Origin of the sequence: Kordiimonas aestuarii (assembly GCF_025574465.1) — a bacterium.
In the GTDB taxonomy this organism is placed as follows: domain Bacteria; phylum Pseudomonadota; class Alphaproteobacteria; order Sphingomonadales; family Kordiimonadaceae; genus Kordiimonas; species Kordiimonas aestuarii.
The window spans coordinates 598,264-621,225 of sequence record NZ_JAOBPP010000021.1; the positions used below are offsets into that span (position 1 = coordinate 598,264).

Below are 22,962 nucleotides of genomic sequence, written 5' to 3' on the forward strand. Positions count from 1 at the left end.
ATCGCGAGGGCATCCATGTCGCAACTCTCCATGCATACACCGGTCATTGATATCACGATCACCGAGTTTGACGGTGCCATCGTTTCGCTCGACTGGGGTTGGAGTCCGTTTCAGGAACGCACGCCTTTGCTTGATGAAGCCAAACGCCAGCTGGACCTCTACTTTGATGGCGACCTGACGATATTTGACCTGCCGCTCGCTGCCATGGGAACCAAACATCAGGAGAAGGTCTGGGCTGCGATGCAGGCCATCCCATATGGTGAAACCCGCACCTATGGTGAGATGGCGCAAGAGATAGGCTCGGCCGCGCAAGCCGTGGGCACCGCCTGCGGCCGCAACCCGATCCCGATCCTGGTGCCGTGTCACCGCATAGTGGCATCGGCGGGCAAACTTGGTGGATATTCCGGTGACGGCGGGCTTTATACCAAACGCGCCCTACTTGTTCTTGAAGGCGCCATGAGTGTTGAAGAAGGCCAGGCGCTTGAAGCTTCCGGCGCGCTTGATTAAATTCTACCGTGCGAGCGGAACCCCCAAAGCCTCGAGGAGGGACAAGATGGCAGACTATATCGATATCAAGGCGACAGATGACAGCGGCAGCTTCAAAGCCTATGTCGCAACGCCTGACAATGGCAAAGGCCCGGTGGTTATTGCCCTGCAGGAAATTTTTGGCGTCAATGAAGGCATGCGGCAAATCTGTGACGACCTCGCCCGCGATGGGTATATCGCCATCTGCCCTGACCTCTTCTGGCGCATGAAACCCGGCGTGGATATCTCCGACAAGACAAAAGAAGAATGGGACGAGGCCTTCTATTATTTCCAGAATTTCAACCACGTAAAAGGCATGCAAGATATCGCCGCCACGGTTGAGGTTGCCCGTAACATCAAGGGTGGCAGCGGCAAGGTGGGTGCTGTGGGCTATTGCCTTGGTGGCCTGCTCGCCTTCAAGACGTCAGCCGAAACCGATGTGGATGCCGCGGTCTGTTATTATGGTGTTGGCATTGATACCAAGCTTGATGACAAGAACAAAATCACAACGCCGCTTTTGATGCATATTGCCGAGGAAGACGGCTTTGTTGACAAGGATGCCCAGGCACGGATCAGGGACGGCCTTTCGGACAACGGCAACATCACCATGCATTCCTATGCGGGTGTCGACCATGCCTTCGCCCGGCCTGACGGCGTGAACTGGAATGGCGAAGCGGCAACACTGGCCAATACCCGAACCGCCACATTCTTTGAAAAATACCTGAAAGGCTAAACCATGAGCCATGCGATCGTGATGCACAAAACCGGTGGGCCGGAAGTTCTTGAGTGGTCGTCGCGGTCGCGTGATGCCCCTGCAAAAGGTGAGGTGCGTATCCGCCACACCGCCATCGGGCTTAATTTCATCGACACCTATCACCGCACCGGGCTTTACCCCCTCCCGCTGCCAGCCACACCGGGGCTTGAGGCCGCCGGGGTGATTGAAGCCATGGGAAGCGGTGTCGAAGGCTTCAGCGTGGGCGACAGGGTTGCCTACCCTGCAGGCCCTGCGGGCGCCTATGCACAGGAACGCAATTTCCCCGCTGCCAGACTGGTGAAGTTGCCGGATGAGGTAAGCGATGAAGACGCAGCCGCCCTGATGCTCAAGGCCTGCACGGTTGAATATCTCATCTTCCGCACCTTCGCGGTCAAACCCGGTGACACAGTGCTGTTCCACGCGGCAGCGGGCGGCGTGGGGCTAATCGCCTGCCAGTGGCTGAAGGCGCTTGGTGTCACCACCATCGGCACGGTAGGCAGCGACGCGAAGGCAGATCTGGCCCGCGCGCACGGCTGCCAGCACACCATCAATTATACGCGCGAGGATTTTGTCGAACGGGTGCAGGAGATCACCGGCGGGGAAGGCGTACCTGTGGTTTATGACAGTGTTGGCAAAGATACCTTCAAAGGGTCGCTGGAGGTGCTCAGGCGCCGGGGTACGCTGGTGACATTCGGCAATGCCACCGGCCCCGTAGAGCCGTTTTCTCCCGGCCTTCTGGCACTCAAAGGCTCGCTTTTTGTGACCCGCCCCACGCTGATGGATTATGTCGCCACCCGCGATGAGCTGGAGCTTTGCACCACCCGCGTGTTTGACGCCATTGCCAACGGCCACATCAAAGCAGAGATCAATCAGCGGTATGCGCTCAAGGACGCTCAGGCCGCCCACACGGCGCTTGAGGCCCGGGCCACGACCGGGCAGACCATATTGCAGCCCTGATGCCTGACGCGCCTTTATACCTCATCCCCGGCACCATGTGTGACGCCCGACTATGGGCACCGGTGGCCGTGCATTTGCCAGAAGCCGAAATCCGCCACTGTGATTATGCCGGGTCCGAGACCATGGAAGCCATGCTGGATGCGCTCTTGGACCAGGCTCCCGCCGGGCCCTGCCACCTTGTCGGCTTCTCCCTGGGTGGCTACCTGGCAATGCTGATCGCTATAAAACATCCAACCCGGTTCAAAAGCCTCGTGGTCATCGCCACATCGCCCTATGGCTTATCTGACGGTGAAAAGGCCCTCAGGCAGCGCAACGCGGAAATGCTGACACGTCTCACTTACCGTGGCATGTCAAAAACGCGGCTGAAACAATTTGTGCACACCGATAACCTTGAAGATAAAACAATCACCGGCACCATCCTGCAGATGGAACGGGATATGGGGCAGCAGGAACTGATCCGCCAGTTGCTCGCCCCGATCAACCGGCCGGATATGACTGAGGAGTTGCGTGCGCTTGCTATACCGGTGCATTTTATCATGGCGGAAGACGACGCCATGGTGCCCTTTGAGGCCGTGGAAAAGTTCACCACCAGATCAGCAAATATCACCCTTCACAAAGTCACCGGCAGCGGCCACATGATGCCCTTCGAAGTGCCAGCGGAACTTGCCAAAATCATCGCAAATATTTGTGAATAAACAGCTTTTCCAACAACCGTCCCAAGCACCTTTATAAAACATTTATGGAAATATAACCACTACATGTTGTTAATCTTATATTAGATAACACAGTATATAGTCAGTCATAGTGTAGTTTTGCAATGCAGCCGAAAGCACCACTGGTTCCGGGTATATGGTGCCCTGCAACAGGTCTACGGAGACTGGATATGTATGGCGAATTTGACAATTATAGATTCCGTGATGCGCGCGATGCGCTGAAATCTGAAATATGGAGCAAGGCAGGCAGGATCGCCGGGCACGATCCTGACATCTACCGCCGTGACAGCTGCGGACGCACCATCCGCTTTATGGATCACGGCAAACTTGGCCAGTTTGGCTGGAAGATCGATACCATCCTGCCCCTGGCGCGCGGTGGCTCCACAGATAACTTCAACCTGCAGCCTCTGCACTGGGAAAACCATCAGATCAAACGGCAACACATCCTGTGGATGCCCGAGTTTGGCGTTTCAGACACCCAGCTTGCCTCTTAAGGCCGGGGTTGAGCCCCTATTCGGAGCTGACCAGAATTTCATCGGTGCTGGAAACATCAGCGTAATCCGCCACTAGATGCGCCAGCGTAAGCGCATGCACATCATTCGCTGGCCAGTTGATGCCGCGACCATCCATCACATCTGTTGCCGCCGTCGCATCGGAAACCACGGTCACAGCAAAACCAAGGCTTGACGCCATACGCGCCGTGGTATCCACCGAATGCTGGGTCAGGACACCGCAGATGATCACCTCATCAATCCCCAGCACACGCAGATGTTCCTCAAGGCCCGTATTCACAAAAGCATTATTGGTGTTTTTGCCAATGACCGTTTCACCCTCAAGCGGTGCCACTGCCTTCTTGAAGCGGTGGGATGGCAGGCCAGGCGCATAAGGTGAGCCTTCGCTGACACTGTCATGACGGATATGTACAAGAGGCCTATCGCTCTCTCGCCACCGGGCCAGCAGCCGCGCCATGTTGACCTCAGCGCCGGCATTGTTGCGCGGCCCCCACCGAGGGGCATCGATGGCATATTGCACGTCAATTATGATCAGCGCCGCGCCGGGCATCACATCATCCTTGCAAAGAAAAAGGGCTCGCAATCCTGCAAGCCCTTACCCTAATAAGTCTTTTGAAGTTTCGCAGCCCTAGTTGTTCATCTGGGAGAAGAAATCTTCGTTGTTTGGGGCGTCCTTGAGCTTTGAAAGCAGGAATTCCATCGCATCCACGGTACCCATTGGCGTGAGGATACGGCGGAGAACCCACATTTTCGACAGTGTACCGGCGTCAACCAGAAGTTCTTCCTTCCGCGTGCCGGACTTGAGAATATCAATCGCCGGGAACACACGTTTGTCAGCCACCTTGCGGTCAAGCACGATCTCGGAGTTACCCGTGCCTTTGAATTCCTCAAAGATCACTTCGTCCATACGGCTACCGGTCTCAATAAGCGCGGTTGCGATAATCGACAGGGAACCACCTTCCTCAATATTCCGTGCCGCACCAAAGAAGCGTTTCGGACGCTGCAATGCGTTGGCGTCTACACCACCGGTAAGAACCTTGCCCGATGACGGCACCACGGTATTGTAGGCGCGCGCGAGGCGGGTGATGCTGTCGAGCAGGATCACAACGTCCTTGCCATGCTCCACCAGACGTTTGGCTTTCTCGATCACCATTTCAGCAACCTGCACATGGCGGGAGGCCGGTTCGTCAAACGTGGAGGAAACCACTTCACCATGCACGCTGCGTTGCATGTCGGTCACTTCCTCTGGGCGTTCGTCGATCAGAAGCACGATGACATAACATTCCGGGTGGTTGGCGGAAATGCTTTTGGCGATGTTTTGCAGCAGAACGGTTTTACCGGTGCGGGGCGGGGCGACGATAAGCGCACGCTGGCCCTTACCGATGGGTGCCACAAGGTCAATCACCCGTGGTGACTTGTCCTTAACGGTCGGGTCATCGGGGTCAAGCTTCAGCTTGCTGTCCGGGTAAAGCGGCGTCAGGTTGTCGAAGTGAACCTTGTGTTTTGTTTTCTCCGGCTCATCGAAGTTGATAAGCGAGACTTTGAGCAGGGCAAAATAGCGTTCACCATCTTTTGGTCCGCGAATCTGTCCTTCCACCGTGTCGCCGGTCCGAAGCGCAAAACGCCGGATCTGGCTCGGGCTGACATAAATATCATCGGGGCCGGGCAGGTAATTCGCCTCAGGGCTACGCAGGAAGCCAAAACCGTCAGAAAGAATTTCGATGACGCCGCCGCCGGTAATTTCGATATCATCTTCGGCAAGCTGCTTGAGGATGGCAAACATCATATCCTGTTTGCGCATGCTCGATGCGTTTTCAACGCCTACTTCTTCAGCAAGCGACAACAAGTCCGCCGGGGTCTTGTTTTTGAGATCCTGTAAATGCATGGGATCGTCCATATTCTTGTTATTAAAGGAGATTTTCCAGATTATTGGGGCATCTTTTCTGCTTTATGCCCAAGTCTTTTGGAAATTGACTGCCGGTATACTCAACGCAAAATCCGGCAATTTCAGGGAAATTGAACTGGCACGCGACAGAGACGGCGCGCACCGACGGTTTTCAAGCTACCACGATCGCTTTGGGTGTCAAGATATTTGGTCCCGAAACTGGAATATCAAAAGGCCTTTGGTACCACCAGAAGCACAATGGCAAAAATAAAGATCGCCGGTACCTCATTGATACGGCGAAAGAAAGTGGCATCCTTACTGCGCTCGCCACGCTCAAATGCCTTGCGGTATTTTGATAGCATGCCGTGAAAACCCGAAAGCAGGAACACCAGCAGAAGCTTGGTATGTAGCCATCCGCCCGCATCAAGGCCGATGTTTACCACCAGCATGATCCCTAAAATCCAGGTAATGGTCATGGCGGGGTTGATGATGATGCGCATCAGGCGGCGTTCACGGTCAATCCACTTCTGGTCCTCGTCCGACCCCACTGCACACTCACAGTGATAGGCCAGGTAGCGCGGCAGCATGAACATGCCCGCCATCCAGAAAATGACAAAGACGATATGCAGCGCCTTGGTCCAGAGATAGAACTCGCCGAGATAGCCTTCCATAACATCCCCCGAAATTTTGCCCCGAAATTTTGCCTGTCAGGCACCTACACTAAGGACTTGATACCTTACCTGCGAAAAGTCTTAATGGTTTCTGCGAGAAGCGCAACATGCTCTGGCGGTGTTTCAGGGACAAAACCGTGGCCAAGGTTGAAAATATGGCTGCCATGCTTGAGGGTCTCAAGGATACGCAACGCTTCGTCTGTCATGGCTTTGCCGCCAGAGACCACCAGATGCGGGTCCATGTTCCCTTGTACACAAACTTTATTCTGCACATTCTCGCGGGCCCAGGCCAGGGGCACACCGGTATCAAGCGACACCGCACTTACACAGGTCTGGTCAACAAACGTGGGCAACATCGCACCGGCAAGCCGCGGGAAACCAATAATCGGAGTCTCGGCATGTTTGGCGCGGATTTTATCCACAATCGCGCGCGTGGGTTCGATCACCCAGGCTTCGAACATGGGTTCCGGGATCGCGGCTGACCAGCTGTCAAAAATCTGCACAGCATCCGCACCGGCATCGATTTGCGCAATCAGATACTCAGCCGTGGCGTCCACCAGCATATCAAGCAGTTTGCCAAATAGCTCAGGGTTGCCATAACCCATCTGGCGCGCGGCCGCATGGTCCTTGCTGCCGGCGCCCTGGATCATATAGGTGGCAACCGTCCAGGGCGCACCGGCAAACCCAAGCAAGGTCACCTCTGAAGGCAATTCAACCTTCAGCCTGCGCAAGGTCTCATACACATTGCCCACTTGGTTGTGGAACCCACCAAGAGACAAGCGGCTGAAACTTTTTTCGTCGTTTACCGGTGTCAGTTTTGGGCCAAAACCTTTCTCGAACCACACCTTCTGGCCAAGCCCGTCTGGCACCACAAGGATGTCTGCAAACAGGATGGCACCGTCCATGCCATATCGCCTGATTGGCTGCAGGGTTACTTCGGTTGCCTTATCCGGGTTGTAGCAGAAATCCATAAACGAAGGGGCAGTTGCCCGCACCTCGCGATATTCCGGCAAATAACGCCCGGCCTGCCGCATGAACCAGAAGGGTACACGGTCGGAGGGCTTTCCCTTGAGGGTATTGAGAAGAAGTTTTGCCATGAAAATATCCTGGAACGTTGGGCGTGGGTTTTAAGGCGATGCTCAGACTACTTACTACTAAATATCTATTTATATATAATAATAGTAGTTGTTGTTTATCCCTGTGAATCCTGTGGAAAACGATTTATCCACAAACTTGTGCACACACAAGTCATGTGCGGCTATGGGCAGTGGCAAATGTGTATAACAGGTCGAACTGTTAACCAAAATGGCACATTTGTGACCCTAAATACTCTGTGGACAACGGGGATAACATCAAAATATAGCGTTTTTTGTCATCTGTTTTCCCGATAATGCCAGCCTGTGTACAATAGTGACAGTTCACTGAACAAACACTTCACAAATTGGGGGTAAAGGCCTTAGGCTGGTTGTCAACCGCTTCATCAACAAGTTATCCACAGGCTATTCCCATGAGTCTTCCACCTATCCCGCCAGCCTCAAATATGCCTGACAATGTCTCGCCCGCGACGGCCATTGCGGAGCGCGAAGACGAATTTCACCTGCATCTCGTCTCTGACTCGACCGGTGAAACGCTGGAAGCCATTGTGCAGGCCGCGCTGGTGCAATTTGAAGGCGTGAACGTGAAAAAACATTACTGGCCGCTGGTGCGTTCCGCCATGCAGATGAGCCGGTTGATGGAAGATATCCGCGAGCAGCCAGGGTTGATTATGTATACGCTTGTCAATGTGCCCATCCGGGAAGCACTGGAACGCGAGGCCATGGAAGCCAGCCTGCCGGTGCTCTCGATCCTTGATCCGGTCATTAACCTGCTTGGATCCTATTTTGGCGTGCAGGCATCGCATAAGCCAGGCCGACAGCACAAGCTGGATGCCCATTATTTTGAACGTATTGACGCGCTTCAGTTCACCATGGCCCATGATGATGGCCAACTGACACAGGATATGCCGCAGGCTGATATCATTCTTGTGGGTGTGTCACGCTCGTCCAAAACACCCACCAGCATTTATCTTGCCAACAAGGGCTATAAAACCATCAACGTACCCTTCGTTCCTGGGTGTCCGATGCCGCGGGAACTGGATGAAATAAAAGGGAAATTTGTCATCGGTCTGACAACAAGTGCTGAGCGGCTGGTGGCTATACGCACCAACCGCCTCAGGTCGATCAATCAGGCCGAGGAGGGTGACTATACCGACATTTCCCACATCCAGGAGGAGATCAAGGAATGTCGCAAATATTGTACCCAGCGCGGTTGGCCGACCATTGACGTGACCCGCCGCTCGATCGAGGAAACCGCAGCCGCCATCATCAGCCGCTATAACGCATGGCTGGACAAGGAAATGGAAGGCTCCAAAAGCAATGGCTGAGCTTGTTCTGGCGTCCGGTAGCAAGACGCGGGCAGACATGTTGACAGCGGCAGGTGTGATGTTTGGCGTTGCCAAACCCATGGTGGATGAAGCTGCCATCAAAACCTCCCTTCTCTCGGACGGCGCCCCGGCGCGTGATATTGCCGATGCGCTGGCCGATATGAAGGCGCGCAGCGTTTCCATGATGACACCCGATAAACTGGTGCTTGGCGCCGATCAGGTTATTTTCAAGGATGGTACGCTCTTTTCCAAGGCACAGACACGCTCCGCCGCCACCGCCACCCTTAAGGCGCTGTCTGGCGGGACGCATGAACTGGTCTCCGCAGCGGTGGTATATGAAGATGGGCAGGCCGTTTGGCGTGCGGCGCAGTCGGTCAAACTGACCATGCGACCCCTGAGCGATGACTATATCAGCCATTATCTGGACGTCATTGGCGAAGCGGCCTTCTGGTCGGCTGGCGCATACCAGCTAGAAGGCGTGGGCGCACAGCTTTTCACCCATGTGGAGGGAGACTTTTTCACCGTGCTGGGGCTGCCACTCTTACCCGTGCTGGATTTTCTGCGCCGGCGTGAGGTGGTGCCGGTATGACGTCAGCCCCGTTCAAACGCGCCGCTGTAATTGGTTGGCCTATTGCACATTCCTTGTCGCCGGTGATCCATAACCACTGGATGCGGGTTTACGGTATTGAAGGCGAATATGAAAAAATCGCTGTTGAGCCAGAGACCCTGGCCGCCGCTATCGGGAACATGAAAGCCCGTGGATTCTCCGGCTTCAATATAACGGTGCCGCACAAGGAAGCTATCATCCCGTATCTCGACAAACTGGCTCCGCTGGCACGGCTGATGGGGGCAGTGAATACAGTCAAGTTTGAGGAGGATGGCACCACCACGGGGTTTAACACGGACGGCATCGGCTTGCTCGCAAACCTTGAAAAATCCCTGCCGTCATGGCCGAAGGACCGGCCAGCGCTGGTTATGGGCGCCGGCGGTGCAGCGCGCGCGGCGGCCCTTGGCCTTCTCAACGAAAATTTGCCGTTTTTAGTGATCACCAACCGCACGCGTGAAAAGGCGGAAGCTATTGCCCGGGATATTGGCCGGGGCCGCATGGTGGTTGTCGATTGGGCGGAGCGGCACGATGTGGCCAAAACAGCCGGCTTAATCGTCAATACCACGACCCTTGGCATGCACGGCAACCCACCGCTGGAGCTTGATCTCAGCATCTCAGCAAGGGATACGGTAGTGTATGATATTGTCTATCAACCACTTGTCACCCCGCTTCTGGACCATGCGCAGGCCTGTGGCCTGAGGACGGTGACCGGTCTTGGCATGCTGGTTTATCAGGCGGCAGCAGCGTTCAAGGTGTGGTTTGATATCATGCCTGAGTATGATGATGAACTGCGCGATCGGCTGGAGGCAGTGTTCAAATGAAAATCGTCGGGCTGACGGGGTCCATCGGTATGGGCAAATCGGAAACGGCCAGGATGTTCAGCCGCCTTGGCGTACCGGTGTTCGATGCCGATGCCGAAGTGCACAAGCTGCAGGCCAGGGACGGCGCGGCCATTCCGTTGATTGCGGCGGCCTTTCCCGGTGTGGTCAGTGACGGCGTGTTGGACCGGGGCAAGCTCGGTGCCCTTGTGTTTGCTGACCCGGAGGCCAAAAAACGGCTTGAGGCCATCATGCACCCCATGGTGGCTGAAGCGCGTATCAGTTTTTTTGCGGAAGCGGAGCAAGCCGGCGCGAAATTTGTGGTGCTGGATATCCCTTTGCTCTTTGAAACGCGCGGCGAAAAGGCTTGCGACAAGGTGGTGGTGGTGTCGGCGCCCGCAGAAATCCAGCGTGAACGTGTGCTCGCCCGCCCTGGTATGACGACCGAAAAGTTTGACCATATCCTCAGCCTGCAAGTGCCGGACCGTGACAAACGCGCCCGCGCCGATTATATCATCGAGACAGACAAGGGCCTTGAGCACGCTTTTGCGCAGGTTAAAAAAATTGTAACGGAGCTGGAGCAGCAATGACGAGTGTGCGCGAGCTGATTTTCGATACCGAGACCACGGGGTTCGACCCGCTGACGGGCGACCGGCTGATCGAAATCGGCCTTGTCGAGATGGTCGATAAATCACTTACTGGCCGTCACTACCACCAGTATGTCAACCCGGAGCGTGATGTGCCGGATTCGGCGGTGAAAATTCACGGCCTGACAACGGACTTCCTCAAGGACAAGCCTGTTTTTGCCGATATCGCAGACGAATTCCTCGAATTTGTTGGCGGAGACAGCGTGCTTGTCGCGCACAATGCTGAGTTTGATATGCGTTTCATCAACTGGGAACTGGAAAACGCGGTCAAGCCCATCATCCATGTGAAGCGCTTCGTTGATACGCTTGCCATCGCGCGGAACAAGTTTCCGGGGGCGGCCAACTCGCTGGATGCGCTTTGCAAACGCTTTGGTGTGTCGAACAGCCACCGTACACTGCACGGCGCGCTTCTCGATTCCGAGATCCTCGCGGATGTTTACATTGAACTTCTGGGCGGCAGGCAGGCCGGTCTTGACCTCGCGGTCGACAGTGGTGCAGGGCTTGTGGCGCGCGAGAAGAAAAAGCGCGAGAAGCGCAGCTTCCCTGTAAGCAATGATGAACTTGAGGCGCACAAAGCCTTTATGGAAAAGTTCGAAACTCCGATCTGGAACGCCTGAGCCTTCAGGCCGTTCAGCCCTCTTCAAAAAGAAACCGCCTTCGCCGTTGACCAAGCGGCGACAGGCGTTACTTCATGAGTAACATACAGCTTTACAAGGAAAGAGAAGGACCGGAAATGTTCAGTCATATCATGCTGGGGGCCAATGATGTCGCCCAGTCCAGAGAGTTTTACAACGCCCTGATGGAGACGCTTGGCCATCGCCCCGGTGTGATGGATGAAAAGGGCCGCTGCTTCTATTTTGAGAAAACCGGGGTTTTTTCGTTATCGAAACCCATTGATGGCGAACCCGCCTGCAGCGGCAACGGCAGCACAATCGGTTTTGTGGCCGACAGTCCGGAAATGGTGGACGCCTGGCATGCGGCAGGCGTGGCCCATGGCGGTAAGCCGATTGAAGACCCGCCCGGTGTGCGGGAAGGCGGTGGCCGCAAATTGTATCTGGCCTATCTGCGTGATCCGTCGGGCAACAAAATCTGCGCCCTGCACCGCATGGGCTAAAGCCCGGTGTACAGCAGCACCAGGCGGCATGGCTTGCAAAGTATCTCCGGGGCTGTACGGCCCCGGCGCGCCCCGGCAGTCGTCACGATGCCTATTCTATCTTCTTCAAAAGGCGGTCCTGCATGAAAACAGGTGAGCAATTACGGTCTTTTTCCTCGGCACAGCCCTGTGTGCTGAAGGTAATCACGACAGCTTTGCCAATAAACCAGTTCTCTTTAATGAAGCCCATTCGGCCAGGATCGCGACTGTCGGCAGAACCGTCGCGGTTATCGCCCATCATGAAATACTGGTCCGGTGGAACCTTATAAAGCGGTGTATTGTCTGCCGGGCCACGGTCTGTACGTTCATAAATTCTGTGTTTGACACCACCGGGCAACGTCTCTTCGTATTCTTTCACCCGCCGATCATAGCCCTGATAATCAGTATAGCTGATCTGATCAACGAGCATACGCTCCATCAGGGTGTCGTTAATATACAGACGCCCCATTTTCAACTGAACCGTATCACCTGGCAGGCCGATAATACGTTTAATGAAGGAGGCATTGTCCCGATGCGGCAATTTGAACACAACGACGTCGCCATGTTTTGGTGATTTGCCTTCGGCGGAAAAGTCGTAGGCGAACTGGTCAACGAGAAAGTGGTCCCCAACCTCCAGCGTCGGCAGGTTACTGCCCGAGGGGATATTGTAGTGTCGGTAGACGGAGAAAAAATAGATAAGCGCAATGCCAAAAACCAGACCAAGAGCGATCCAGAACCGGCTGCTTGTCAGCTTAGACGTCCCTGCCATGTGCTAATACTTATTCAATTAGCTTGAAAAAGCGGCCAAGCGGCACACCGGCGGGACAGGAAATATCCTTGCCCTGATCACAGTCATACAGGCTGAAGGTGGTTACGTCAGCCTGGCCCACCAGATAGGCATGTTTGACAAAGCCCATGTTGCCAAGCTCGCGACTGTCAGCAGAGCCGTCGCGGTTGTCGCCCATCATGAAATAATGGCCCTGCGGCACAACAAAAAGCGCGGTGGTATCGGACGGGCCGCGGTCGGTGCGTTCATAAATGCGGTGCTTGACGCCGTTAGGCAGCGTCTCTTCAAACTCTTTCACCCGGCGTTCATGGCCCTGATAGTCGGTATAGTTCACATCACGCACCAAGGTGCGGTCCACGAGATCGCCATTGATATAAAGCCGTCCGCCTTTCATCTGGACCGTGTCACCCGGGAGGCCGATCACACGTTTAATGAAGTCCTCATAGCCGCGGTGTGGCAGGGTGAAGACAACCACATCACCGCGCTCGGGCGCGTCGTCAAACAGGCGCTCCTCGGGGATGAACTCAGGGTCGAAATTGAACGAAAACCGATTATAGCCATACGAGAGTTTGGAGACGAAAATGCGGTCACCCACTTCCAGTGTGGGTTCCATGCTGCCACTTGGGATGTGGAAACTGCCCCAGCCGAAGGTGGTGAACACCAGATAAAAAAGTACGATGACGACGAGGTCCTTCAACAGGACAATAGCCTCGTTTTTTGCAGGTTTCTGGCTGTCCGTGCCTTTGTTGTCCGCCGTGTTTTCCGGCTTTACGTCGCCCGCCTTGTTGGCCTGATCGCTCATGCGTTCCCCGCCCTTTATTGCAATAATTCTTGTTGTTGTGATCTGTCTTACTTGACGGCGAGTTTAGCCACAAGGCGCGCATTTTCAATCTTTGTTTGTCTGGCGCGACCATTTGCAGCGGCCGGTGAGGAGGCGATACAACACACGCGCCACGGCAAGAGCTGGTGCCCGAAAGACTTTATGCCATGCCTATTCTTACAATTTTTATGGATCACCACCCTTGCGGCAGCTCTCTCGCAACCCTATATAGGCGCTGAAAGACGCTGGGAGCCGGAAGTTTTGGCGATCAGCGATTGAACCAAAAACATGAACCCAAAGAGGCTGTAAAAGGGTGCCGACAGGGCCCAAGCAGTCGGCTTGACGAAGGGAAAAGGTAATATGGGTAAAGTAATCGGTATCGATTTGGGTACGACAAACTCCTGCGTATCCATCATGGATGGCTCCAAGCCAAAAGTAATTGAAAACTCTGAAGGTGGGCGCACCACGCCGTCGATCGTCGGTTTTGCTGACGGTGGCGAGCGCCTCGTTGGTCAGGCTGCGAAACGTCAGGCCGTGACAAACGCGCAAGACACCCTCTTCGCCATCAAGCGCCTGATTGGCCGCACATTTGATGATCCGACCACACAAAAAGACAAGGACATGGTGCCTTATAACATTGTGAAGGCGGATAACGGCGACGCTTGGGTTGAAGCCAAGGGTGAAAAATATTCGCCAAGCCAGGTTTCCGCGATGATCCTGCAAAAAATGAAAGAAACCGCTGAAAGCTATCTCGGTGAAAATGTTGATCAGGCGGTGATTACCGTACCGGCTTACTTCAATGACGCGCAGCGCCAGGCCACCAAAGACGCCGGCAAGATCGCAGGCCTTGAAGTGCTGCGTATCATCAACGAGCCAACGGCTGCGGCCCTTGCTTACGGCCTTGAAAAAGAAGACGGCCATACCATCGCGGTCTTTGACCTTGGTGGTGGTACGTTTGACGTGTCCGTGCTGGAAATCGGTGACGGTGTGTTTGAAGTGAAATCGACGAACGGTGATACCTTCCTCGGCGGTGAAGACTTTGACATGCGCCTCGTGGATTACCTCGCGGCTGAGTTCAAAAAAGAAAACGGTATCGACCTCAAGGGCGACCGCATGGCGCTGCAGCGTCTGAAGGAAGCGGCAGAGAAAGCGAAGATCGAGCTTTCCTCCTCGACCCAGACCGAAGTGAACCTGCCGTTTATCACGGCTGATGCTTCAGGCCCCAAGCACCTCCAGATCAAGCTGACGCGTTCCAAGCTCGAAAGCCTGGTAGAAGACCTGATCAAGCGTACGCTTGAGCCTTGTAAAAAGGCGCTCAAGGACGCAGGCCTCGCCGCAGGCGAGATCGACGATGTTGTGCTCGTGGGTGGTCAGACCCGCATGCCGAAAATCCAGGAAGTGGTAAAAGAGTTCTTTGGTCGTGACCCGCACAAGGGTGTTAACCCGGACGAGGTTGTGGCCATGGGTGCCGCCATTCAGGCCGGTGTTCTGCAGGGTGACGTGAAAGACGTTCTGCTGCTGGATGTAACGCCGCTGTCGCTCGGTATCGAGACGCTGGGCGGTGTATTCACACGGTTGATTGAACGCAACACCACAATCCCGACCAAGAAGGCACAGGTCTTCTCCACGGCCGAAGACAACCAGGGTGCTGTTACCATCCGTGTCTTCCAGGGCGAGCGTGAAATGGCTGCGGACAACAAGCTCCTGGGTCAGTTTGATCTTGTGGGCATTCCGTCTGCACCGCGCGGCGTGCCGCAAATTGAAGTGGCCTTTGACATTGATGCCAACGGTATCGTGAACGTGTCCGCGAAAGACAAGGGCACAGGCAAAGAGCAGCAGATCCGCATTCAGGCATCTGGTGGTCTCTCCGACGCCGATATCGACCAGATGGTCAAGGACGCGGAAGCCAATGCCGATGCCGACAAGAAGCGCAAGGAGCTTGTGGAAGCCAAGAACCAGGCTGAAGCCCTTATCCACTCGGCCGAGAAAAACCTCGACGAGCATAAGGATAAAGTCTCCGACGCTGACAAAACGGCGATTGAAGCCGCTGTGACAGAGCTCAAGTCCGCGCTTGAAGGCGACGACGCTGACGCCATCAAGCAGAAGACCGAAGCGCTGGCGCAAGCCACCATGAAACTTGGCGAGCAGATCTACAAAGCTGGTCAGGAAGCCGGTGGCGACCCGGATGCTGCTGATGCAGCGCAAGCCGATGCTGCGGCCAAGGCGGCTGAAGACGGCGATGATGTCGTTGATGTGGACTTTGAAGAAGTCGACGAAAACGACAAGAAATAAGATGGCTGCCTGACGCCATATCAGAATGGGCGCCGCCTCCCACAATCGTGGCGGGCGGCGTCTGATTTTAGGCCCTGCTTTAGCCAACAAAAGCGCGGCTTATCTGGGTGGCAAGGCATAACAGCGCGGGGAGCCGCTTATGTCCAAACAAGATTATTACGAGCTACTCGGCGTTGCGAAGGACGCCGATGCGGCGACGCTCAAAAAGGCGTTTCGCAAACAAGCCATGCAGTATCACCCGGATAAAAACCCGGGCGACGCAGCGGCTGAGCAGAAATTCAAAGATATCGGTGAAGCCTATGACGTCCTGAAGGACCCGGAAAAACGCGCGGCTTATGACCGTTACGGTCACGCAGCGTTTGAGCACGGTATGGGCGGTGGTGGCCGTGGTGGTCATGGCGGCGCCGGGTTTGATTTCTCGGACGTGTTCGAAGAGTTTTTTGGCGACTTCATGGGCGGCGGCGGTGGCCGCAGACGCCGGGGTGGCGCTCAGGGCGGCGGCAGGGGTAACGACCTGCGCTTCAATATGGAAATCAGCCTTGAAGATGCCTATCGCGGCAAGGAAGACAAAATTCGTGTGCCAACGTCTGTGGGTTGTGATCCCTGCGGCGGGTCCGGTGCGGAGCCTGGCTCGCAGCCGGAGGTTTGCTCAACCTGTGGCGGCGCAGGCAAGGTGCGCGCAAGCCAGGGCTTTTTTATGGTGGAGCGTACCTGTCCCACCTGTCACGGCAATGGCAGCGTAATCACCAACCCGTGCAAATCGTGTGGTGGTGCCGGACGTGTGCGCAAGGAAAAGACCCTTCAGGTCAAGATCCCGCAAGGGGTAGAGGAAGGCACGCGCATTCGTCTTGCCGGTGAAGGCGAGGCGGGCACCCGTGGCGCGCCGCCCGGTGACCTTTATATTTTCCTTTCGATCAAACCGCACCCGCTGTTCAAGCGCGACGGTGACATGCTTTACTGTCAGGTGCCGATCCCGATGGCGACAGCCACTCTTGGCGGCGACATCGAAGTGCCGACGATCGAGGGCAAACGCGCGCGGATCAAAGTGCCGCAAGGCACACAAAGTGGCCGCCAGTTCCGCCTGCGCGGCAAGGGCATGCCGGAACTCAACGGGGGTTTTACCGGTGATATGATCATCGAAACGCTGGTTGAAACCCCGATGAACCTGACCAAACGCCAGCGCGAGCTGATGGAAGAATTTGCGGAAGAAAGCGGCGATGATGTCTCGCCGCGTTCCGAAGGCTTTTTCTCCAAGGTCAAGGAGCTTTGGGACGACCTGACGGAATAGCCGCGAAGATTTGCCAAAAAGACAAAAGCCGCCTTCTCCGGGCGGCTTTTTTATCCGGTGTAGGCAGAGAACAGGTTGGCGATCTCAAGGATCAGCGCTTCAGCCTTGTCTTCATCGTCTTCCTCAATCGCCTGATCGACCAGAATGGAGATTGTGGTCACCATGGTGCGCAGCATGGGTTCGCGGCGGCTCGCGGGCAGTTTGACGCCAGACACCTCAAGCGTGTTGATAACAAGGGCGGCGAGGCTGCTATCGAGTCCCGGGGTGACCTCCCACAGGGATCGCTGGCTGTTGGCCCAGCGCGTTAGTGCGCGAAAGGTGGGATGTTCGCGCGCGGCAAGCCAGAAAGTGCGGTTAAGGTTTTCAAGGGTTTCCCTGAAAGGCTGGCCCTTGGGGGTTTCCGCCAGCGTTTCCTTCACGCGTTCTTCCACCTCGTTATAGGCGGTGTCATAAAGATTGAAGAGGATATCATCCTTGTCTTCAAAGTACTGATAGACCGAGCCCACGGGAACCCCGGCCGACTTTGAAATGCTGGTGGTGGTGACCGCCGCGGGTCCTTCTTCCAGCAACACTCTTTCGGCGCCACGCAGGATGGCATCGCGCTTGGCTTTGGCGCGCGCCTGCGTGGGGATTTTTTTTGGCGGACGTGTTTTCACAGGTTTTTCTCAGTCTCACTGGCGTTTCTCGGGGCTTTGGTGTGACGCTCCGTCAGGATACATGCGTTCTTGTATGTAGCGGCAAAATAACACCCCGTCCAATCGCGATAAAATGAAAGTGTTTCACTTTTTCTTGACGAACACACTTTGAAGGCGCATGCTCCAAGCTGAGAATTAATGGTTTCCATTGCCATGGCGGGTGGAAACGGAGGGGGAAGAGATGAAGAAACGCTTACTGGCCCTTTGCGCCACCTTTTTTGTTGCCTTCAGTGTACCTGCTTTCGCGCAAGGTACGGTCATCAGCATCGAACCCGGTGACGGTGTGCAGGAAGCGCTGCAGGAAGCATTGATCCTGGCCGAACCGGGCAGTGTGATCGAGCTGGCCGCAGGCCGCTATGATTTCACCGGGCCGCTTTCCCTTGATATCGCCAACATCACCGTACGCGGCGCGGGCATGAATGAGACCGTGCTGTCGTTCACGAACCAGACAACCGGTTCCGAAGGGCTGTTGATCACAGCAGGCGGTGCCCGCATCGAAAGCCTTGCGGTGGAAGACACCCCGGGCGACGGCATCAAGGCCAAGGGTGTCGATACAGTGACCTTCAAGGATGTGCGGGTAGAATGGACCCGTGGTCCGCATGCCGAAAACGGTGCTTACGGCCTGTATCCGGTGGAAAGCAAAAACGTGCTGATTGACGGCTGTGTGGTCAAAGGCGCATCGGACGCGGGCATTTATGTGGGCCAAAGCCAGCAGATCATCGTACGCAACAGCCGGGCGGAACTGAACGTGGCGGGTATCGAGATCGAAAACAGCTATTTCGCCGATGTGTATGACAATGTCGCCACCCACAACACGGGCGGCATTCTGGTGTTCGACCTGCCGAACCTGCCGCAAATGGGTGGCCATAGCGTCAAGGTCTTCCGCAACACCGTTGTTGCCAACGATACGCCGAATTTTGCCCCTCCCGGCAATGTGGTGGCGACCGTGCCCATGGGGACCGGTATCATGATCATGGCCAACCGCGAGGTTGAGGTATTTGAGAATGACCTGTCCGACAACGCCAGCACCAATATCCTGCTGGTGGCCTACCCGCGCGACTATAATGACCCCACCTACAACCCGCTGCCGCGTGCGGTTTATGTGCATGACAACAAACATGGCCGCGCGGGCTTCGCGCCCGATAAGGCGGTAAAGGACATCATTGCGCCCATAACCGGTTTGCCGGTGCCCCAGGTGGTATGGGACGGTGCTGTGGACGGCTTCTGGTCGGCCTTCTTTGGTCCGGATGCGGAGGACGCGATCTATATCCGCGAGCCCATGGGTACCACGTTTGCCAACCTGCAGATGGTCAAGGATATGATCCTGCCATGGGGGGCTTCGCCTGATTTTGACATCGATGATTATGACGGGTCCGTCCCTTCCCGCGAGCCCGTCAGCCTGCCGCAAGACCAATAGGCGGCATCCAGCAGCAAGAAGAACCAGCGGCAAGAAAGTAAAGGAGCGCAGTCTTTGTTCAGACCAGTTTTGAGTAAGCTTTTTCTTGGCCTTCTCATGGGTGTTACTCTGGCGAGCGAACCAGCCAGCGCGGAGGTCAATGATGCTGCGCTCATGAGCGCGCGGCCCGCCAAACTGTTGTCTGAATACGGATTGTTCTCCGACGCGGCGCATCAGGCCCCGGCCGAAGGTGTGCTGCCCTACACCCTGATCAACCCGCTGTTTACCGACTATGCGCACAAGTTCCGCTTTGTGTATGTGCCAAAGGGCAGGAAGGCGCGGTATGACAACACGGAAGTGATGCGCTTCCCGGTCGGCACCGTGCTTGTCAAAACCTTCGCCTATCCCGCCGACTTTCGCGTACCGGAAGAAAATATCCAGATCATTGAAACCCGCCTTCTGATCCATCAGGAAAGGGGCTGGAACGCCTGGGCCTATGTCTGGGACGATGCGCAGGGCGATGCAGTACTGAAGGTGGCAGGCAAGACCCTGCCGGTGTCATGGATTGATGAGGCAGGGGCAGAACAATCAACCAATTATGTGGTGCCCAACAAAAACCAGTGCAAAGGCTGTCATACGTTTGACAAGGCGTTTACGCCCATCGGCCCGAAAGCGCGTAATTTGAACCGTGATTTTAAATATGCCTCCGGGAGCGCCAACCAGCTGGATCACTGGGCCAGCCTTGGCCTGCTGCAAGGTGCGCCGGCGTCCGCCGAGGCCCCAAAAGCGCCGGATGTAACAGACGCAGGCGCATCGCTTGATGGCCGCGCCCGCGCTTACCTTGATATTAACTGCGCGCATTGCCACCGGCTTGAAGGACCAGCCTCCACATCTGGTCTGTTCCTGACCGCCGGTGAGGACAATAAAACCACATGGGGTTACAAAAAACGCCCGGTCGCCGCGGGCCGTGGCTCGGGTGGTTTGGCTTATGACATCATGCCGGGCGAGCCGGATAATTCCATTCTGGTGTACCGGCTCAACTCGGTAGACCCCGGCGTGATGATGCCCGAGGTGGGCCGCACCATAGTGCACGACGAAGGTGTGGCCTTATTGAAAGAATGGATTGCCAGTATTGAGTAAAGCTTATTGAGTAGATGTAGCGTTTAAAGTGAAAAACAACGTGGCTGTCCTTGGTGGGAGGGCGGTTACGTGTGTTCAGGTCTAAATCAGCGCGGCCAGCCAGAGTGCCGCCAAATCGGGAGGGGAGCCCTATGAAGACCAATTATCTTAAAAGCGCGCTTATGTTTGGTGCGAGTGCGGCTGCACTCGGCCTCAGCGCCCACGTGTCTGCACAAGAAGTATCCGCACAGGATGAAACACCAGCCGCGCCTTTCACCCTGGAAGAGATCACTGTCACCGCGCAAAAACGCGAGCAGTCGGCGCAGGATGTGCCCATTACGCTGAACGCTTTTTCCGGCGACTTTCTCAACACCATCGCTGCCGAAGACCTGCGTGATATCACGACCTACACGCCGGGGCTCGAGATTGACGGTGTGACACAGCCACGCTTCCGCCTGCGTGGCGTGGAAACCAGCGACTTTGGTGTGGGGACCGACCCGGCGGTTGGCCTGTTTGTGGACGGGGTTTATGCCTCCCGCTCGGGCGCTGCGATTGTGTTCTTCAGCGACATCGAACGGGTTGAGGTGCTCAAGGGCCCGCAAGGCACGCTCTTTGGCCGCAACACGGCGGCGGGGGCCATTTCGGTCATTACCCGCAAGCCGGTGATGGATGAGACCGAAGCACAGGTGCGTCTGCGGTATGGCCGGTTTGACAAGCGCCAGTTTGACGGCATGATCAACCTGCCGCTGACCGACACCATCGCCATGCGCGCCAACTTCCTTGTCAACAAGCAGGACGGTTATATCAACGATGCTGTCACCGGCGACGACTATGGCCGTGAAGATAACGTCACCGGCCGTGTGCAGTTCCGCTGGGAACCAAACGACCGCACGGCAGTGAACCTCGCATACGAGTTTGACCACACCGAACAAGACGAAGACAAACCGGTAATCGGTATTGGCGACGGCCATTTGCGTGCACCGGTGGGTGCCGAAACAGTGGGTGACCTGCCGGGGCACGGTGATTTCCTCGCGGCTGTTGCACCGCTTTTTGGCTTGCCCATCACCAAGGACACACCGCTTGATGTTTTGTATGGCATCCCGCTTGCGAACGTCTATGCCGGGTTCGGGGCCTTTGGCTACACTCCCTCAAACCCGAATGCGGACTGGAATTTCTTCCGTGACGCCTCAAGCGCTGGCGGCGCAGACCCGTTCGGCCCCACCACAAGCGATGTGGCAAACGGCGAGGAAAACCGCGACCTTGATGGCATCACCCTCAATATTACCCATGATTTCGGCTGGGCGACACTGACATCCATCTCCGCGTTCAAGAAGTTCACCTCAAATAACCTTGAAGAGGAAGATGGCACCGCCGACCCTGACTTTTATTTCGACACCAACAACGTGGAAGAGAATGAACAATTCTATCAGGAACTGCGTCTGAACGGTGTCTCAGGTCCGCTGACCTGGACCACGGGCCTCAGCTATTATTGGGAGAACGCCAAACAGCGGTCCGAAACCCATGCGACGACGGATTCGATCGATACCGTGTTGTATAACCTCGGGCTCACCCCCGGCGTGCTGGCGGCAAGCTTTGATCCCTCGGACGGTATCAACGCGTGCGAAAGCCGTTTCCTTGATTCCCTTGGTGGTTTCATCTCGTTCAATAATACGCCGCTCAACTGTTTTGACCCGTCGCTTCCCGGTCTTTCGCTTGAAGACATCGCCAACCTGGGTCTGACGACCATGTCTGGCCGCACGTGGACGGAAACCATGTATGGCGAAGGCACCTTCAAGGCGTACGCGGCTTTTGCCGATGTCACCTATGCGATGACGGACCGCTTTAATGTGAATGCCGGGCTTCGTTACACCCGCGATGAGAAAAAATGGTCGTGGTTCAACGGCCTGAGGGAAATCTCCGGCAGCGCCCGGCTTGATATACCGGGCGTTGGCAACCTGGCGGACATCCAGCAACAGATCCTGACCGGCATCTTCCAGGCCTTCGTGGGCCCGACAGCGTCCGGCGATATTGTTTTTGATGTTGGTGGTCTGGAAGGCGTTACCTATACCCGCGACGAGAGCTGGGACAACCTCAGCCCGCGCATCGCGCTTGACTACCGCCTCAGCGATGACGCCATGGTCTATGCATCCTATGCCCGTGGCTACAAGGCCGGCGGGTTCAACAGCGTTGAGGTCAATAGCTATTTCGATAATGAAAAAGTCTGGAACATCGAAGCCGGGATCAAATCTCAGTGGTTTGCCAATCGGGTCCGCTTCAACGCGGCGGTATGGAAATACAAATATAACGACAAACAGTCGATCCGCCTTGTGGATGTAGACGACGGCAGCGTGCCGCGCTACGTGACACAAAATCAGGATGTCTCCGGCAAGGGGCTTGACCTTGAGCTTCTGTGGATGCCGGTTGTAGGCCTGCGTTTCTTCGCGAACGGCGGTTATCAGGATGTGACCTGCACGGAAAACTGTGGCGACAGTGCCATCGGGGACCCAACCGGCGTGCCGTCAACCCGCGTATCCTTTGGCGGTGATTATACCATGTCGCTGGGCGATAGCGTTGGTGCACTCACCTTCCATGCCGACCACAGCTACACAAGCGCCCGGCGCGAAAACGGCGAATGTATCGAGGATGGCACGTGCGGCACCGTGAGTTGGGGCAATGTAACGTGGCAGACGGGTGAGGCGAAAAACTATACGAACGCCCGTATCACCTGGTCAAACGCCGATGATGACCTCAGCATTTCGGTCTTTGCCCGCAATATCTTTGCCAACCGTTACCGTGGAGGTGCTGGTGGCCTCGCTGTCGATACCTTCGGCGCACCCATCAGTGATCTTGAGGAACCAAGCACCTGGGGCATCGACCTGACCGCGCGCTTCTAGGTCGGGGCACAAGTAAAGCTGGGTCACA

The 22,962-nt window shown here is 55.9% G+C and carries 23 protein-coding genes; 16 read left to right on the forward strand and 7 right to left on the reverse strand.

Translation table 11 applies throughout. The annotated features are described in order from the left end of the window. The first annotated feature begins 15 nt into the window (after positions 1-15). From OEU85_RS15385 to OEU85_RS15405, 5 genes are all read left to right on the forward strand, one after another. Positions 16-507, forward strand: coding sequence for a methylated-DNA--[protein]-cysteine S-methyltransferase (locus tag OEU85_RS15385; RefSeq protein ID WP_262692397.1), 492 nt, complete (start codon positions 16-18; stop codon positions 505-507). Between the two features lie 46 nt (positions 508-553). Further along, positions 554-1,258 (forward strand): dienelactone hydrolase family protein, encoded by a 705-nt coding sequence (locus tag OEU85_RS15390; RefSeq protein WP_262692399.1) that lies wholly within the window; start codon positions 554-556, stop codon positions 1,256-1,258. Between the two features lie 3 nt (positions 1,259-1,261). Then, positions 1,262-2,236 carry a quinone oxidoreductase family protein gene (locus tag OEU85_RS15395; protein ID WP_262692400.1) on the forward strand — a complete coding sequence of 325 codons (975 nt, stop codon included), beginning with the start codon at positions 1,262-1,264 and terminating at the stop codon, positions 2,234-2,236. Then, positions 2,236-2,931, forward strand: coding sequence for an alpha/beta fold hydrolase (locus OEU85_RS15400; RefSeq protein ID WP_262692401.1), 696 nt, complete (start codon positions 2,236-2,238; stop codon positions 2,929-2,931). Before OEU85_RS15395 ends, OEU85_RS15400 begins: the two co-directional genes overlap by 1 nt. A gap of 188 nt (positions 2,932-3,119) precedes the next feature. Next, positions 3,120-3,443 carry a catalase gene (locus tag OEU85_RS15405; RefSeq protein ID WP_262692402.1) on the forward strand — a complete coding sequence of 108 codons (324 nt, stop codon included), beginning with the start codon at positions 3,120-3,122 and terminating at the stop codon, positions 3,441-3,443. Between the two features lie 16 nt (positions 3,444-3,459). On the opposite strand, the gene OEU85_RS15410 is transcribed toward OEU85_RS15405, so the two are convergent. The 4 genes from OEU85_RS15410 to hemE form a co-directional block, all read right to left on the reverse strand. Further along, complete coding sequence (locus OEU85_RS15410; RefSeq protein WP_262692403.1) at positions 3,460-4,011, reverse strand: cysteine hydrolase family protein; 552 nt, start codon at positions 4,009-4,011, stop codon at positions 3,460-3,462. A 78-nt stretch (positions 4,012-4,089) separates the two neighbouring features. After that, entirely contained in the window at positions 4,090-5,346 is a 1,257-nt protein-coding gene (gene rho, locus OEU85_RS15415) for a transcription termination factor Rho (RefSeq protein WP_262692404.1), read from the reverse strand. Between the two features lie 227 nt (positions 5,347-5,573). After that, complete coding sequence (locus OEU85_RS15420; RefSeq protein WP_262692405.1) at positions 5,574-6,017, reverse strand: CopD family protein; 444 nt, start codon at positions 6,015-6,017, stop codon at positions 5,574-5,576. Positions 6,018-6,082: 65 nt separating this feature from the next. Further along, a complete protein-coding gene (hemE, locus tag OEU85_RS15425) occupies positions 6,083-7,114 on the reverse strand; it encodes a uroporphyrinogen decarboxylase (RefSeq protein ID WP_262692406.1) in 1,032 nt (343 codons plus the stop codon). A gap of 443 nt (positions 7,115-7,557) precedes the next feature. Here hemE and OEU85_RS15430 point away from each other — a divergent pair, with 443 nt between their 5' ends. From OEU85_RS15430 to OEU85_RS15455, 6 genes are all read left to right on the forward strand, one after another. Then, complete coding sequence (locus tag OEU85_RS15430; RefSeq protein WP_394805436.1) at positions 7,558-8,439, forward strand: pyruvate, water dikinase regulatory protein; 882 nt, start codon at positions 7,558-7,560, stop codon at positions 8,437-8,439. Further along, positions 8,432-9,028: a Maf family protein gene (locus tag OEU85_RS15435; protein WP_262692408.1), complete on the forward strand. Its 597-nt coding sequence runs from the start codon at positions 8,432-8,434 to the stop codon at positions 9,026-9,028. Before OEU85_RS15430 ends, OEU85_RS15435 begins: the two co-directional genes overlap by 8 nt. Further along, a complete protein-coding gene (locus OEU85_RS15440) occupies positions 9,025-9,867 on the forward strand; it encodes a shikimate dehydrogenase (RefSeq protein WP_262692409.1) in 843 nt (280 codons plus the stop codon). The genes OEU85_RS15435 and OEU85_RS15440 overlap by 4 nt, the downstream gene beginning before the upstream one ends. After that, on the forward strand, positions 9,864-10,454 hold the full coding sequence (gene coaE / locus OEU85_RS15445; RefSeq protein WP_262692410.1) for a dephospho-CoA kinase: 591 nt from the start codon (positions 9,864-9,866) through the stop codon (positions 10,452-10,454). Before OEU85_RS15440 ends, coaE begins: the two co-directional genes overlap by 4 nt. A 5-nt stretch (positions 10,455-10,459) precedes the next feature. Beyond that, positions 10,460-11,128: a DNA polymerase III subunit epsilon gene (gene dnaQ / locus OEU85_RS15450; RefSeq protein ID WP_394805437.1), complete on the forward strand. Its 669-nt coding sequence runs from the start codon at positions 10,460-10,462 to the stop codon at positions 11,126-11,128. A 116-nt stretch (positions 11,129-11,244) separates the two neighbouring features. Continuing rightward, positions 11,245-11,625 carry a VOC family protein gene (locus OEU85_RS15455; protein WP_394805438.1) on the forward strand — a complete coding sequence of 127 codons (381 nt, stop codon included), beginning with the start codon at positions 11,245-11,247 and terminating at the stop codon, positions 11,623-11,625. 91 nt (positions 11,626-11,716) lie between these two features. Here OEU85_RS15455 and lepB (OEU85_RS15460) read toward each other — a convergent pair whose 3' ends face one another. Next, entirely contained in the window at positions 11,717-12,412 is a 696-nt protein-coding gene (gene lepB / locus OEU85_RS15460; RefSeq protein WP_262692413.1) for a signal peptidase I, read from the reverse strand. Positions 12,413-12,422: 10 nt separating this feature from the next. Then, positions 12,423-13,232, reverse strand: a complete 810-nt coding sequence (lepB, locus tag OEU85_RS15465) for a signal peptidase I (protein ID WP_262692414.1) — start codon at positions 13,230-13,232, stop codon at positions 12,423-12,425. Positions 13,233-13,610: 378 nt separating this feature from the next. Between lepB (OEU85_RS15465) and dnaK the strand changes: the two genes are divergently transcribed. Continuing rightward, positions 13,611-15,542, forward strand: a complete 1,932-nt coding sequence (gene dnaK, locus OEU85_RS15470; RefSeq protein WP_262692415.1) for a molecular chaperone DnaK — start codon at positions 13,611-13,613, stop codon at positions 15,540-15,542. A gap of 139 nt (positions 15,543-15,681) precedes the next feature. Continuing rightward, a complete protein-coding gene (gene dnaJ / locus OEU85_RS15475) occupies positions 15,682-16,830 on the forward strand; it encodes a molecular chaperone DnaJ (RefSeq protein ID WP_262692416.1) in 1,149 nt (382 codons plus the stop codon). 50 nt (positions 16,831-16,880) lie between these two features. Here the strand turns inward: dnaJ and OEU85_RS15480 are convergent, their stop codons facing one another. Further along, entirely contained in the window at positions 16,881-17,486 is a 606-nt protein-coding gene (locus OEU85_RS15480) for a TetR/AcrR family transcriptional regulator (RefSeq protein ID WP_262692417.1), read from the reverse strand. A 220-nt stretch (positions 17,487-17,706) separates the two neighbouring features. On the opposite strand from OEU85_RS15480, the gene OEU85_RS15485 reads away from it, so the two are divergent. From OEU85_RS15485 to OEU85_RS15495, 3 genes are all read left to right on the forward strand, one after another. Next, positions 17,707-18,942 carry a parallel beta-helix domain-containing protein gene (locus OEU85_RS15485; protein WP_262692418.1) on the forward strand — a complete coding sequence of 412 codons (1,236 nt, stop codon included), beginning with the start codon at positions 17,707-17,709 and terminating at the stop codon, positions 18,940-18,942. Between the two features lie 69 nt (positions 18,943-19,011). Then, on the forward strand, positions 19,012-20,061 hold the full coding sequence (locus OEU85_RS15490) for an SO2930 family diheme c-type cytochrome (protein ID WP_262692419.1): 1,050 nt from the start codon (positions 19,012-19,014) through the stop codon (positions 20,059-20,061). Positions 20,062-20,192: 131 nt separating this feature from the next. Further along, positions 20,193-22,934: a TonB-dependent receptor gene (locus OEU85_RS15495; protein WP_262692420.1), complete on the forward strand. Its 2,742-nt coding sequence runs from the start codon at positions 20,193-20,195 to the stop codon at positions 22,932-22,934. Positions 22,935-22,962: the final 28 nt, after the last annotated feature.